The organism is Rhizobiales bacterium NRL2, assembly GCA_001664005.1.
In the GTDB taxonomy this organism is placed as follows: Bacteria; Pseudomonadota; Alphaproteobacteria; order Minwuiales; family Minwuiaceae; genus Minwuia.
In genome coordinates this window covers 1,307,064-1,321,357 of sequence record CP016093.1, presented here as the reverse complement: position 1 = coordinate 1,321,357, position 14,294 = coordinate 1,307,064, and the positions used below count along the sequence as shown (strand labels likewise).

General features: G+C 68.0%; 11 protein-coding genes. 9 read left to right on the top strand and 2 right to left on the bottom strand.

What is annotated here, in order from left to right; all coding sequences use genetic code 11:
* Window positions 1-62: 62 nt before the first annotated feature.
* The 9 genes from TEF_06055 (at window position 63) to TEF_06015 (ending at window position 10,364) form a co-directional block, all read left to right on the top strand.
* Window positions 63-611 (top strand): ribosome maturation factor RimP, encoded by a 549-nt coding sequence (locus TEF_06055; GenBank protein ANK80405.1) that lies wholly within the window; start codon window positions 63-65, stop codon window positions 609-611.
* A 7-nt stretch (window positions 612-618) separates the two neighbouring features.
* A complete protein-coding gene (locus TEF_06050) occupies window positions 619-2,184 on the top strand; it encodes a transcription termination/antitermination protein NusA (protein ID ANK80404.1) in 1,566 nt (521 codons plus the stop codon).
* 88 nt (window positions 2,185-2,272) lie between these two features.
* Entirely contained in the window at window positions 2,273-2,794 is a 522-nt protein-coding gene (locus tag TEF_06045; GenBank protein ID ANK80403.1) for a hypothetical protein, read from the top strand.
* Window positions 2,795-2,812: 18 nt separating this feature from the next.
* Window positions 2,813-5,470 carry a translation initiation factor IF-2 gene (locus tag TEF_06040; GenBank protein ID ANK80402.1) on the top strand — a complete coding sequence of 886 codons (2,658 nt, stop codon included), beginning with the start codon at window positions 2,813-2,815 and terminating at the stop codon, window positions 5,468-5,470.
* Window positions 5,471-5,506: 36 nt separating this feature from the next.
* Window positions 5,507-5,911: a ribosome-binding factor A gene (locus tag TEF_06035; GenBank protein ANK80401.1), complete on the top strand. Its 405-nt coding sequence runs from the start codon at window positions 5,507-5,509 to the stop codon at window positions 5,909-5,911.
* On the top strand, window positions 5,898-6,803 hold the full coding sequence (locus TEF_06030; protein ANK80400.1) for a tRNA pseudouridine(55) synthase TruB: 906 nt from the start codon (window positions 5,898-5,900) through the stop codon (window positions 6,801-6,803). Before TEF_06035 ends, TEF_06030 begins: the two co-directional genes overlap by 14 nt.
* 40 nt (window positions 6,804-6,843) lie before the next feature.
* A complete protein-coding gene (locus TEF_06025; protein ID ANK83307.1) occupies window positions 6,844-7,113 on the top strand; it encodes a 30S ribosomal protein S15 in 270 nt (89 codons plus the stop codon).
* 124 nt (window positions 7,114-7,237) lie between these two features.
* On the top strand, window positions 7,238-9,403 hold the full coding sequence (locus TEF_06020) for a polyribonucleotide nucleotidyltransferase (protein ID ANK80399.1): 2,166 nt from the start codon (window positions 7,238-7,240) through the stop codon (window positions 9,401-9,403).
* A 106-nt stretch (window positions 9,404-9,509) separates the two neighbouring features.
* Window positions 9,510-10,364 carry a hypothetical protein gene (locus tag TEF_06015; GenBank protein ANK80398.1) on the top strand — a complete coding sequence of 285 codons (855 nt, stop codon included), beginning with the start codon at window positions 9,510-9,512 and terminating at the stop codon, window positions 10,362-10,364.
* 184 nt (window positions 10,365-10,548) lie between these two features.
* Here TEF_06015 and TEF_06010 read toward each other — a convergent pair whose 3' ends face one another.
* Complete coding sequence (locus TEF_06010; GenBank protein ANK80397.1) at window positions 10,549-12,624, bottom strand: DNA ligase (NAD(+)) LigA; 2,076 nt, start codon at window positions 12,622-12,624, stop codon at window positions 10,549-10,551.
* The gene (locus TEF_06005) at window positions 12,621-14,288 is read right to left on the bottom strand and encodes a DNA repair protein RecN (GenBank protein ANK80396.1); all 1,668 of its coding nucleotides are present in this window, start codon (window positions 14,286-14,288) and stop codon (window positions 12,621-12,623) included. Before TEF_06005 ends, TEF_06010 begins: the two co-directional genes overlap by 4 nt.
* Window positions 14,289-14,294 lie beyond the last annotated feature (6 nt).

The following is a 14,294-nucleotide window of genomic DNA, read 5'->3' as shown; positions in this document are numbered from 1 at the left end:
CCACTTTTTTGTTTCTGGCGTGTGTCGGCAGCCGGTTTGGGCAATCTTTGGGTACCGGATTCATGACATCGGCACTGACGGACCGCATCGGGCAACTGATCGCGCCGTCACTGGAAAGCATGGGATACGAGATCGTCCGCATCCGCTACACGGGCGGCGCGCGGCCCGTATTGCAGATCATGGCGGAGCGGATGTCGGACGGCGGCATGGAGGTCGAGGACTGCGAGACGGTGAGCCACGCGGTCTCGGCGCTGCTTGACGTCGAGGATCCGATCAGCGAGGCCTTTTCGCTGGAAGTTTCCTCGCCGGGCATCGACCGGCCGCTGACCCGGCGCAAGGACTTCGAGCGCTATGCCGGCCATGACGCCCGCGTGGAGCTGCACCAGCCGATCGACGGCCGCAAGCGCTTCAAGGGCCTGCTGACCGGCCTGGACGGCGACGCCGTGAAGATGGAACTGAACGGCGTCAGGCCGGAGGACGCGGCGGTCACCCTGCCGCTGGACGATATCGCGGACGCCAAGCTGGTTCTCACCGATCGGCTGATCGAGGCGAGCCTCAAGGAAAGCAAGGCGCGCGAAAAGGCGCGCCGCAAGACGGAAGAGACGGAGTAGCAGCATCATGGCGGTGACCACAGCGAACAGGCTGGAACTGCTGCAGGTGGCCGACGCGGTCGCCCGCGAGAAGTCCATCGATCCGGAGATCGTGATGGAGGCGCTGGAGGAAGCGATCCAGCGCACGGCCAAGGTGACCTACGGCGCCGAGCACATGATCCGCGCCGAGATCGACCGCAAATCCGGCGACATCAGCATCTGGCGCCTGCGCGAGACGGTCGACGAGATCGAGGACGCGGCCACCCAGATCTCGCTGGATGACGCCCGGGAGATGAACCCCGACGCCCAGCTCGGCGACCTGATCTCGGAGCCCCTGCCGCCCATCGACTTCGGCCGCGTCTCCGCCCAGTCGGCGAAGCAGATCATCTTCCAGAAGGTCCGCGATGCCGAGCGCGACCGCCAGTATGACGAATACAAGGACCGCGTCGGCGAGATCATCAACGGTCTGGTCAAGCGCGTCGAACACGGCAACGTCATGGTCGATCTCGGCCGCGCCGAGGCGATCCTGCGCCGCGACGAACTGCTGCCCAGGGAGACCTTCCGCCCCGGCGACCGCGTCCGGGCCTTCATCTACGATGTCCGGCGGGAGAACCGCGGGCCGCAGATCTTCCTGTCGCGCACGCATCCGCGCTTCATGGCGATGCTGTTCGCCCAGGAAGTCCCGGAGGTCTATGACGGCGTCATCGAGATCAAGGCCGTGGCCCGGGATCCGGGCAGCCGCGCCAAGATCGCCGTGATCAGCCACGATTCCTCGATCGACCCGGTCGGCGCCTGCGTCGGCATGCGCGGCAGCCGCGTCCAGGCGGTGGTCAACGAACTGCAGGGCGAGAAGATCGACATCATCCCGCATACCTCCGACCCGGCCAGTTTCATCGTCAGCGCGCTGGCGCCGGCCGATGTGATGAAGGTGGTGCTGGACGAGGATCAGAACCGCATCGAGGTGGTGGTGCCCGACGACCAGCTCAGCCTGGCGATCGGCCGACGCGGCCAGAACGTGCGCCTTGCCTCCCAGCTTTCGGGCTGGGATATCGACATCCTGACCGAGGAAGAGGAATCCGAACGCCGCCAGACGGAGTTCCGTGAACGCTCGGAAATGTTCATCGCGGCTCTGGACGTCGACGAGATGATTGCCCAGCTATTGGTGGCGGAAGGATTCGACAGCGTCGAGGAAGTCGCCTATTCCCCGCTGGAGGATCTGGAGGAGATCGAGGGCTTCGATCGCGACGTTGCCGAAGAGCTGTCGTCGCGGGCCCAGGAGCATCTCCAGCGGCTCGAGGAAGCGATGGACGAGAAGCGCCGGGAGCTCGGCGTGGACGACGACATCGCTGCGATCGAGAAGCTTACCCCGGCCATGCTGGTGAAGCTCGGCGAGGCCGGGGTCAAGACCCTCGACGACCTGGGCGACTTCGCATCGGAGGAGCTTGTCACCGACGCGGACGCGCCGCTGCGCGAATTCGACCTGAGCGTCGAGGACGCCAACGAGATCATCATGGCCGCGCGGGCGCACTGGTTCGCCGACGAGGAAGAAGAGACTGCGGAGAGCGACGAAAACGAGGAATCCCCGGCGGTCTGATCCGCCGGACGCGGCGACCGGCAAGCCCGCGCGCGAAACGCCGCAGCGGCGCTGCATCGTCAGCGGCGCCAGCGGCGAGACGGCCCGGCTGATCCGGTTCGTGCTGGATCCGGCCAGGGTGGTGACGCCGGACGTCGAGGAGAAGCTGCCCGGCCGCGGCGCCTGGCTGTCGGCCGAGCGGAAGGTCTTCGAGGGGCTGGGACGGAGAAATCCCTTTCCCCGCGCCTTCCGCGAGGAGGCGAAGCTGCCCGAGGATCTGGCGGGTCTGACGGAACGGCTGCTCCGGCGGCGCTGCCTGGACCTGCTGGGACTGGCGAACGGCGCCGGCCTGGTGACGGCGGGCTTCGAGAAGGTCGCCGACAAGGCCGGAAAGGGCGAGGCGGCGGTCATGATCGTCGCCGCCGACGGCGGCGGGACCGCCCGGGAAAGGGCGGCCAGGCTGGCCGGTCCGGCGCCTCTGGTCGGCCTGTTCGGCCGGGAGGAATTGAGCTTGGCCTTGGGCCGGGGAAATGTGGTACATGCTGCGGTCGCGTCGGGGCGGCTGGCCGACATGTTCCTGCGTGAAACGGAACGGCTGAGCCTGATCTCGGGGTCGCCGGTAGATTGGTAACGGAAAAGCGGATCGTACATGACTGACCAAAAGCAACCTGGCGAGAAGAAGACACTGACCGTCTCGCGAGGCGCACGGCTGGAACTGAAGAAACGTTCGGACGGAAGTCCGGGCCGTCAGGGCTCGGGCGGCCGCAGCACGCGCAACGTCCAGGTTGAGGTCAAGAAGAAGCGTTCGACGAAGCGCGAGCCCGAGCGGCAGACCCCGGCGCCACAGTCCGAGCAGCCGGCTGCCAAGCCGGCCGATCCGGCCCGCGCCGCCGAGCGCGAGGAAATCACCAGGCGTCAGGGCGCGACCTCGCCGCCGGCGAAGCCCGATGGCCGCTCACGTCTGGAACAGACGCGCAACCGCAACGTCCTGCCGCGGCTGACAGAGGACGAGAAGGCCGCGCGCGCGAAGGCGCTGAAATCGGCCCAGGCGCAGGCCGCCGATCGCAAGGCCAAGGCCAGCGAGGACGCCGAGCGGCTCGCCGCCGCCGAGGCCCGCCGCAAGGCCGAAGAGGAAGATGCGCGTCGTCAGGCCGAGGAAGAGGAAGCCCGCCGCAAGGCCGAAGAGGAAGAGGCGCGCCAGCAGGCCGAGGAAGAGGAAGCCCGCCGCAAGGCCGAAGAGGAAGAGAAGGCGAAGCAGGCGACCGACAAGCCCCGGCCGGCCAGGACGGCCGACGCCGCCGCCGAGGAAACAGAAAGCGACGAGAGCAGCCGCGCCCGCAAGGGCGGCCGCCCTGCGGCGACGCCAGCGCGCCCGCCCGCGCGCGGCAAGCCGGGCGGCAAGAACCGCCGCAGCGGCAAGCTGACGATATCCCAGGCGCTCGACGATACCGGCGAGAAGCAGAAATCGCTGGCCGCCTTCCGCCGCCGCACCAACCGCGACAAGCGGTCCTCCAAGGGCTCCGGCGGCGGCCAGGAGGCTCAGGGCAGGATCGTGCGCGAGGTCGTGGTGCCCGAGGCGCTGACCGTGGGCGAACTGGCCAACCGCATGGCCGTACGCGGCGGCGACGTCGTCAAGGCGATGATGAAGATGGGCGTGATGGCGACCATCAACCAGACCATCGACGCCGACACCGCGGAACTCGTCATCGAGGAGTTCGGCCACAGGATCAAGCGGGTCTCCGAAACCGATGTCGAGGACGCGATCGTCCCGCCGCAGGATGTCGACGCCGATCTGAAGACGCGCCCGGCCGTGGTCACGGTCATGGGCCATGTCGACCACGGCAAGACCTCGGTGCTGGACGCGCTGCGCAAGACCGATGTCGTCCGCGGCGAGGCCGGTGGCATCACCCAGCACATCGGCGCCTATCAGGTCACCACGGACAACGGCCAGAAGATCACCTTCCTCGACACGCCGGGCCACGCGGCCTTCACCTCCATGCGCTCTCGCGGCGCCAAGGTGACGGACATCGTGGTGCTGGTGGTCGCGGCCGACGATTCGGTCATGCCGCAGACCGTCGAGGCGATCCATCACGCCCAGGCGGCCGGGGCGCCGATCATCATCGCGGTCAACAAGATCGACAAGCCGGACGCCGATCCGAGCCGCGTGAAGCAGGATCTGCTGCAGCACAACATCGTGGTCGAGGAGATGGGCGGCGAGCAACTCGTCGTCGAGATCTCCGCGCTGAAGGGCACCAACCTCGATTCGCTGGTGGAGACCATCGTGCTCCAGGCGGAGTTGATGGACCTGAAGGCCAATCCCGACCGCACTGCCAACGGTACGGTGATCGAGGCGCAGCTTGAACAGGGCCGCGGCGCCGTGGCGACCGTTCTGGTTCAGGGCGGGACGCTGAAGGTCGGCGACATCTTCGTCTCCGGCGCGACCTGGGGCCGTGTCCGCGCCCTGGTGGACGAACACGGCGAACGTCTGGACGCGGCCGAGCCGTCCCGTCCGGTCGAGGTGCTGGGCTATCAGGACGCCCCGTCGGCCGGCGACGACTTCATCGTGGTCGACAGCGAATCCCGCGCCCGCGAAGTGGCCGAGGTCCGCGCCCGGCGCATGAAGAACCACCTCGCCTCGCAGGGCGGCCGCGGCACGCTGGAGCAGATGCTGTCAGCCATCAAGGAAGGCCAGGCGGCCGAGGTGCCGATCCTCATCAAGGGCGACGTGCAGGGCTCGGTCGAGGCGATCGTGGCCTCGGCGGAGAAGATGTCGACCGACGAGGTCAAGGCGCGCATCCTCCACGCTGGCGTCGGCGGCATCACGGAAACCGACGTCACCCTGGCGAAGTCCGCCGGGGCGGTGATCTTCGGCTTCAACGCGCGACCCAACAAGCAGGCGCGCGAGGCAGCCGAACGCGATGGCGTCGATATCCGCTACTACAACGTCATCTACGAGTTGACGGACGACCTGAAGGCCATCATGAGCGGCCTTCTGGAACCCGAATCCAGGGAGATCAACCTGGGCACGGCCGAGGTCCGTCAGGTGTTCAACATCACCAAGGTCGGCAAGATTGCCGGCTGTCTGGTTGTGGACGGCACGGTCAAGCGCAATGCGAAATATCGCCAGCTGCGCGACGGCATCGTGCTGCACGAAGGCACCATCGCCAACCTGAAGCACTTCAAGGAAGAAGTGGCCGAAGTGCGCCAAGGCAGCGAATGCGGCATTGCCTTCCAGAACCATCAGGACATCCAGGACGGCGATCAGATCGAGGTGTACGAGATTCAGGAGATCGAGCGGACGCTGTAGCGCCATGACCGGCGCGCAGCGGCCGCTCTCTATCCCATGCGTCATCACCGCAACAAGTCCGAAGGGCCCGGCACGCGGCAACTGCGTGTCGGCGAACTGATCCGTCACGCGTTGTCGGAAACGCTGAACCGCGGCGAGGTACAGGATCCGGCGGTCAGCGGCCGCTCGATCACCGTGACCGAGGTTTCGCTCTCGCCCGACCTGCGCAACGCCACGGTCTTCGTCGAACCGCTGGGCGGCGTCGAGGTCGATGACGTTCTGGCCGGCCTGAACCGCTCGGCCCGTTTCCTGTCCGGCCGGATCGCCCGCTCGGTGAAGCTGAAATACGCGCCGAAGCTGGTCTTCCGCCGCGACGAGACCTTCGAACACGCCGACCACATCGACCGGATACTGCGCTCCGACGCCGTCCGCGGCGACCTGGACGACGATGGGACGGCGTAGGCGCGGCCAGCCCGTACATGGCTGGCTGGTCCTCGACAAGCCCGTGGGGCCGACCTCCACCGACATGGTCAATCGCGCCCGGCGGCTGCTGGACGCGCAGAAGGCGGGCCATGCCGGCACCCTCGATCCGCTGGCCAGCGGCATCCTGCCCATCGCTTTCGGCGAGGCCACGAAATGCGTGCCGTTGCTGAACGACGCCACGAAGGTCTATCGCTTCACCGTGCGCTGGGGCGTGCAGACCACGACCGACGACGCCGAAGGCGAGGCTCTGGCCGAAAGCGATGTCCGGCCCGGCCCGTCCGCCATCGACGCCGCGCTGACCGCGTTCACCGGCCGGATCATGCAGACTCCGCCGACCTTCTCCGCCATCAAGGTGAATGGCCAACGGGCCTATGATCTGGCGCGCGCCGGCGCCCCGCCGGATCTGCCGCCCCGCGAGGCGGAGATCTACAGCCTGGTGCATCTCGACGACCCGGATCCGGACCACAGCCGCTTCGAGATGCGGTCCGGCAAGGGCGTCTATGTGCGCAGCCTGGCGCGCGATCTGGCCCTGGCGCTCGGCGCCCGCGGCCACGTCGCCGAACTGCGCCGCACGGCGGTGGGTCCGTTCCGCGAAAGCGCGGCGATTTCTCTGGATGATTTCGTTTCCCTGTGCGATAAGCGCGCCGGCCTTGAGGCCCTGTCACCGATCGAGACCGCGCTGGACGACATCCCGGCTCTGGCCCTGACCGGTGAGCAGGCTGACAGACTTCGTCATGGTCAGCCGGTCCGGGTCCTCAACTTCACGTCCCCGGAGGCGGAATTGCTGTGCGTGATGCACGACCGCAAGCCGGTGGCGCTGGCCCGCTACCGCTCGGAATTCGTCGAGCCGGTGCGTGTGTTCAATCTCTGACCGGCCACGGCCGGTCTGCGAAATCGAGATGGAGAATACGATGTCGATCACTGCCGAACGCAAGTCGGAACTGATCAAGGAATTTGCCCGCGAAGGCGGCGACACGGGTTCCCCCGAGGTCCAGATCGCGATCCTGACCGAACGGATCGTCAATCTGACCGAGCACTTCAAGACCCACAAGAAGGACAACCACTCGCGCCGCGGCCTGCTGATGCTGGTCTCCAAGCGGCGCTCGCTGCTTGACTATGTCAGGGGCAAGGACGAGGCGCGCTATCGCGAACTCATTCAGCGTCTCGGAATCCGCCGCTGACGCTGCGGCCCGGCCGGCGCGCCGGGCAAGGAAATCGGAAAGCTGACAGGCGCGGGCCGCAGGGGCGGACCCCGCCTTCCGGTTTCAGGATCAGCCCAGGGGGGCTGAAGGAAGGTATGCAAGAATGTTTCAGGTAAAACGAAAAGAGATCGAGTGGGGCGGGCGCAAGCTGGTCCTCGAAACGGGCAAGGTCGCCCGCCAGGCGACAGGCTCCGTGATGGTGACCTATGGCGAGACCATGGTGCTCTGCACGGTCGTCGCCGAAAGGTCCCCGAAGCCGGACCTGGATTTCTTCCCGCTGACCGTCAATTACCAGGAGAAGTATTTCGCCGCGGGCAAGATCCCCGGCGGCTTCTTCAAGCGAGAGGGCCGGCCCGCCGACAGCGAGACGCTGACCAGCCGCCTGATCGACCGGCCCGTCCGGCCGCTGTTCGCCCCGGGCTTCAAGAACGAGACCCAGATCATCTGCACCGTGCTGCAGCACGATCTGGAGAATGAGCCCGACGTCGCCGCGATGGTGGGCGCCTCCGCGGCGCTGACCATTTCCGGCCTGCCTTTCATGGGCCCGCTGGGCGGCTGCCGTGTGGGTATGGTGGACGGCGAATACGTCCTCAATCCATCCCGCCAGCAGATGCCCGACTCCCGTCTCGACCTGTTCGTCGCCGGCACCGTCGACGCCGTCATGATGGTGGAATCGGAGGCCGACGAGCTCAGCGAGGACGAGATGCTGGGCGCGGTGATGTTCGGCCACAAGGCCTATCAGGAAGTCATCGACGCCATCATCGACCTGGCCGAGACGGCCGCGAAGGAGCCCTGGGCCCCGCCGCCGCCGCTCTACACCGACTCTCTGATGGAGCAGATCTCCGGCATCGCCCGCGACGATCTCGCCGCCGCCTACACGATCCGCGAGAAGACCGCCCGCCAGGACGCCGTCTCGGCGGCCAAGCAGAAGGTCAAGGACGCCCTCGCTGAACACGAGGAAGGCCGGCAGGCGGTCGGCGCCGCGCTCAAGGACCTCGAGAAGAACATCGTCCGCAACGGTATCCTTGACACCGGACAGCGCATTGACGGCCGCGATACCCGCACGGTTCGCCCGATCGAATGCGAGGTCGGCATCCTGCCCCGCGCGCACGGTTCGGCGCTGTTCACCCGCGGCGAGACCCAGGCCCTGGTGGTCACCACGCTGGGGACCGGCCAGGACGAGCAGATCATCGACGCGCTGGCCGGCGAAAGCCGCGAGCACTTCATGCTGCACTACAACTTCCCGCCCTATTCGGTGGGCGAGACCAGCTTCCGCCTGGGCCCGGGACGCCGGGAAATCGGCCACGGCAAGCTGGCCTGGCGGGCGGTCCATCCGCTGATGCCGTCGAAGACCGAATTCCCCTACACCATCCGGATCGTTTCCGAGGTGACGGAATCCAACGGCTCTTCCTCGATGGCGACCGTCTGCGGCACCTCGCTGGCGATGATGGATGCGGGCGTGCCGCTGCGCCGCCCGGTCTCCGGCATCGCCATGGGCCTGATCCTGGAAGGCGATCGTCACGCCGTCCTGTCCGATATCCTCGGCGACGAGGATCATCTGGGCGACATGGACTTCAAGGTCGCCGGCACGTCGAAGGGCGTCACCTCGCTGCAGATGGATATCAAGATCGCGGGCATCACCGAGGAGATCATGAAGACCGCCCTCGGTCAGGCCAATGAGGGCCGCGCCCACATCCTGGACTGCATGTCGAAGGCGATCAGCGCAGGCCGCGAGGAGCTGAAGGAAACCGCTCCGCGCATTTCCGTGATCAAGGTTCCGACCGACAAGATCCGCGACGTCATCGGCACCGGCGGCAAGGTGATCCGGGAAATCACCGAGGTCACCGGCTGCAAGATCGACATCGACGACGATGGCACGGTGAAGGTGGCTTCCAACGACGGCGACGCCGCGCAGAAGGCGCTCGACTGGATCCATTCCATCGTCGCGGAGCCGGAGCCCGGCGCGGTCTACAAGGGCAAGGTCGTGAAGATCATGGACTTCGGCGCCTTCGTGAACTTCTTCGGAAGCCGCGACGGCCTGGTCCATGTCTCCGAGATGCAGGAAGGCCGCACCGAGAAGGTGACCGACGTCGTCAACGAAGGCGACGAGGTCTACGTCAAGCTGCTGGAGGTCGACGACCGCGGCAAGGTGCGCCTGTCGATGCGCTATGTCGATCAGGAGACCGGCATCGAGAAGGAGGGCATCGAGCCCCTGCCCCAGCGCGAGCGCTCGGGCGGCGGCGACCGCCGTCCCCGCCGGCGCGACTGACGCCACGGCCCGAACTGAACGGGAAACCCCGGAAGCGCCGCTTCCGGGGTTTTTCTTTGCCCGCTCCGCCGCCCTCGCCCAGAATGCCGCGCGGGAGGAATGCGACATGAAGCAACTGGCCACGGGCTACGGCCTGATCGAGGCGCCGCTGTGGGATGCGGAACGCGGGCTGCTGTTCAGCGACGTGCAGAACGGCGGGGTCCATGCCCTGAGCCGTGACGGCGCGGTGACGACGCTCATCCCCCATCGCCGCGGCATCGGCGGCATGGTCCATCATGTCGACGGCGGCGTGGTGGTCGGCGGGCGCAACATCGCCTTCAAGAGCTTCGACGGGACGCGCACGGAGATCCTGCTGGACAAGGACATCACCGAAACGGCCATCGGCTTCAACGACTTCACCACCGACGCGGCCGGCCGGCTCTTTGTCGGCTCGCTCGGTTTCCAGGTCTTCAGCGGCGATCCCGAACGGCCGGGACACCTCCATGTCATTCACCTGGATGGCACCGCCTCGACGGTTTCCGACGGCATCATGCTGACCAACGGCATGGGTTTCTCGCCCGACGGCACGCGGCTCTACCATTCGGATGCGCGCCGGAACATCGTGCGGGTCTACGAGGTCGACGACGGCCGGGTCGGCGAGTGGTCGGTGTTCGCCGAGTTCGAGGACGGCCATCCGGACGGGCTGTGTGTCGCCGAGGACGGCGCTGTCGTCGTCGCCGTCGCCTTCGGCAGCCGCGTCGCCGTGCTGGAGCCGGACGGATCGCTGCGGGAAAGCCTCCGGGTTCCGCTGCCCATGGTCACCAGCGTGGCTTTCGGCGGCGGCGATCTCCGCGATCTCTATGTCGTCACCGGCTCCCGCGAGGGCCCGCACGAGAACTGCGGCAGCATCTATGTCACCGACATCGGCGTCGCCGGCCTCGCCGTCGCGTCATGCCGGGTGCGGTTGAGGTGGGACGATTAAACGGTCAACCGGCCAGATCGATTCGCCAATTACGGGACCGCCACTCACTCGGCGTGTCACCCCCGCCTCTGTGCGGGGGTCCGGAGCGGCTTCGCCGCAAGTCGATGATCCTGGCCGGATGCCCGCACGGGGGCGGGCATGACACCCAAGCGGCGGTGGCGATTCAATCTAACACCGGAACGATCTAACCCAGGAGATCGAGCCATTCCTGCTCGGTCAGGGTCGTGACACCCAGTTCGGCGGCCTTCTTCGCCTTGGAGCCGGCCCCGGGGCCGGCGACGACGTAGTCGGTCTTCTTCGAGACCGAGCCGGAAACCTTCGCCCCCAGCGATTCCGCACGCGCCTTGGCCTCGTCCCGGGTCATGGTTTCCAGCGTGCCGGTGAACACCACGGTCTTGCCGGCGACCGCCGTGTCGCGCTTCGGCGCTTCGAAATCCGTGACCCGCACTTCCGCCAGCAGCGCGTCGAGCACCTCGCGGTTGTGCGGTTCGGCGGCGAACTCGGCCAGCGCGTCGGCGACGGTCGCGCCGATGCCGTCGATGGCGACCAGTTCCTGATAGGCCTCGGACTCCGGTCCTTCCGCCGCCGCCCGCGCGGCCGCCAGAAGGTCGTCGAGCCTGAGATAGTTCGTCGCCAGCACGCGCGCCGTCTGCTGGCCGACATGGCGGATCCCGAGGGCGAACAGGAAACGGTCCAGGCCGATCTCGCGGCGTTCCTCAATGGCGGCGAACAGGTTCCGCACCGATGTCGCGCCGAAGCCCTCGCGCTCCTCCAGCTTCAGTTCCCCGTTGCGACCGGGCAGGGTGAAGATGTCGGCCGGGGCGCGGATCACGCCTTCCTGGAAGAACATCTCGATCTGCCGCGTGCCCAGGCCTTCGATGTCGAAGGCGTTGCGGGAGACGAAGTGCTTGAGCCGCTCCACCGCCTGCGCCGGGCAGATCAGCCCGCCGGTGCAGCGGCGCACCACGTCGAGTTGGCCGTCGGCGCGCACGTCGCGGACGGCGTGGCTGCCGCAGGCCGGGCAGGTCTCGGGAAACGCGTAGTGCTTCGCGTCTACGGGCCGCTTGTCCTCGACCACGCCCAGGATCTGCGGGATCACGTCGCCGGCGCGCTGCAGGATCACCGTGTCGCCGATACGGACGTCCTTGCGGGCGATCTCGTCCTCGTTGTGGAGCGTCGCGTTGGAGACCACGACGCCGCCGACGGTCACCGGCTCCAGCCGCGCCACCGGCGTCAGCGCGCCCGTCCGGCCGACCTGGATGTCGATGCCCTTCAGCACCGTCATGGCCTTTTCGGCGGGGAACTTGTGGGCGATGGCGAACCGCGGAGAGCGGCTGACATAGCCGAGCCGGTCCTGCCAGTCGAGGCGGTCGACCTTGTAGACGACGCCGTCGATGTCGTAGTCGAGTTCCCCGCGCCCGGCCTCGATCTCCCGGTAGAGCGCCATGATCTCGTCGACGCCGCGGCAGATGCGCGTCAGCGGGTTGATGGTGAAGCCCCAGCCCTCGAGCGCCGCCAGCACGCCGGACTGGGTGTCGGCGGGCAGGGCCGAGACCTCCCCCCAGGAATAGGCGAAGAAGGCGAGTTTCCGGTTCGCCGTGACCGAGGCGTCGATCTGGCGGAGCGAACCGGCCGCCGCATTGCGCGGATTGGCGTAGATCTGCCGCCCCGCCTCGGCCTGGGCGCGGTTCAGCTCGGCAAAGGCCGTCTTCGACATGTAGACCTCGCCGCGCACCTCGAAGACATCCGGCGCGCCGTTCGGCAATTCGTTCGGTATGTCGCCCACGGTGCGGACATTGGCGGTGACGTCCTCGCCCTCATAGCCGTCGCCGCGCGTGGCGCCGGTGACCAGCCGCCCCTTCTCGTAGCGGAGCGAGGCCGACAGCCCGTCGATCTTCGGTTCGGCGTTGAGCGCGATTTCCGTTTCGGCGTCGAGGTTGAGAAACCGGCGCACGCGCTGGATGAAGTCGGCGACGTCCTCTTCGGAAAAGGCGTTGCCCAGCGAGAGCATGGGTCGGGCGTGCGTCACCTTGCCGAAGCCGGAGGCCGGCGCCGCGCCCACGCTCTGCGTCGGGCTGTCCAGGGTCACGAGGTCCGGATGCTCCGCCTCCAGTTCCTCCAGACGCGCACGCAACCGGTCGTATTCGGCGTCCGTGACCGTCGGCGCATCCTCCTGGTAGTAGCGGCGGTCGTGTTCGCGGATCTGCTTCACCAGCCCGGCGTGCTCCTCGCGCGCTTCGATCGGCGCCCTGTCGCTCATGGCTGCCTCCCGCTCAGCAGCTTGTCGGCGGCGGCGCGCGCTTCCGCCGTGATTTCCGCGCCGGACAGCATGCGCGCGATCTCCTCGCGCCGTTCGCCGCTTTCCAGCCGGACAACGCGCGTCGTGGCGCGGTCGGAGACGTCCTTGGCTATCAGCCACTGCCGCCCCGCGCGCGCGGCGACCTGCGGACTGTGGGTGACGACCAGAACCTGGAAGCGCCCGGCGAGACGTTGCAGCCGCTCGCCCACGGCGTCCGCCGTCGCGCCGCCGACGCCCCGGTCGACCTCGTCGAAGATCAGCACCGGCGCATCGCCCGAACCGGCCAGCACCACCTTCAGCGCCAGCATGAATCGCGAGAGCTCGCCCCCCGAAGCGATCTTCGCGATCGGGCCCGGCTCCGCGCCCGGATTGGTCGCGACCTCGAAGCGCACCTGATCGGCGCCCTGCGCACCCCAGTCCTGCTCCGCCAGCGGCGCAACACCGGTCAGGAACCGCGCCCCGCCCATCCGCAGGGGCTCGAGTTCGCCGCGAACCGCCTCGTCCAGCCGGCCGGCCGCTTCGCGGCGCGCGGCCGACAGCGTCTCCGCGGCCGCAAGATAGGTTTCCCGCGCCGCCCGCGCTTCGCCGGCCAGCCGCTCGATGTCCCGACCACCGCCCTCGATCGCGGCGAGCTGGCTGCGGTAGCGTTCCAGCAGTTCGGGGAGACCGTCCGCTTCGACCCGATGCTTGCGCGCCGCGCCGCGCAGCGCGAACAACCGCTCGTCGACGCGTTCCAGTTCGCCCGGTTCCGCGTCCAGATCGGCCGCCACGGCCGAAATCGCGTTCACCGCCTCATCGGCCTCCACCGCCGCCCGCGCCAGGGCGTCGAGCGCCGCCTCCAGCCGTCCCGCGGCCCGGTCCCGAACCCTGTCCAGGGCGCGTTCGGCGGCACGCAGGCGGGAAGCCACGCCGCCTTCGTCCTCCAGTGCGCCGACAGCGTCGGAGACCGCCTCGGCGATCTTCTCCACCTGCATCAGGAAGCCGCGGCGCTCGGCCAGCCGCTCCTCCTCACCGGGCTCCGGCGACAGCTCCTCCAACTCGGCCAGGGCGTGTTCAAGGAAGTCCTGCTCCGCCCGCGCCTTCTCGACTTCCGCGACGCGCGCGGCGTGGGCCTTCTCCAGCCGCCGCCATTCGGCGTGCGTGCTCCCGACGGCCCCCAGGCGGGCGTCGTTGCCCGCAAAGCGGTCCAGAATGCCGCGATGGTTGGCCGTCTTCATCAGCCCGACCTCCGCCGCCTGTCCATGAACCTCGACAATGGTTTCGCCCAGCCGTGCGAGGAACCCCACGCTGACCGGCTGGTCGTTGACGAAGGCCCGGCTACGGCCGTCCGCCGACAGGGTGCGGCGGACGATGAGCTGATCCTCGGGCTCGATTTCCTGTTCGCGCAACAGTTCCTGCGCGGGATGGTCGTCGGGAAGTTCGAAGACAGCGATCACCGCGCCGCGGTCGGCGCCGGAGCGCACCAGCCGGCCCTCCGCGCGCTGGCCGATAGCGAGGCCGAGGGAATCGAGCAGGATCGACTTGCCGGCGCCGGTCTCGCCGGTCAGCGCGCAAAGGCCGCCGGCCAGATCGATATCCAGCCGGTCGAAGACGACGATGTCACGAATCGAGAGCGACCGGAGCATCGCCCA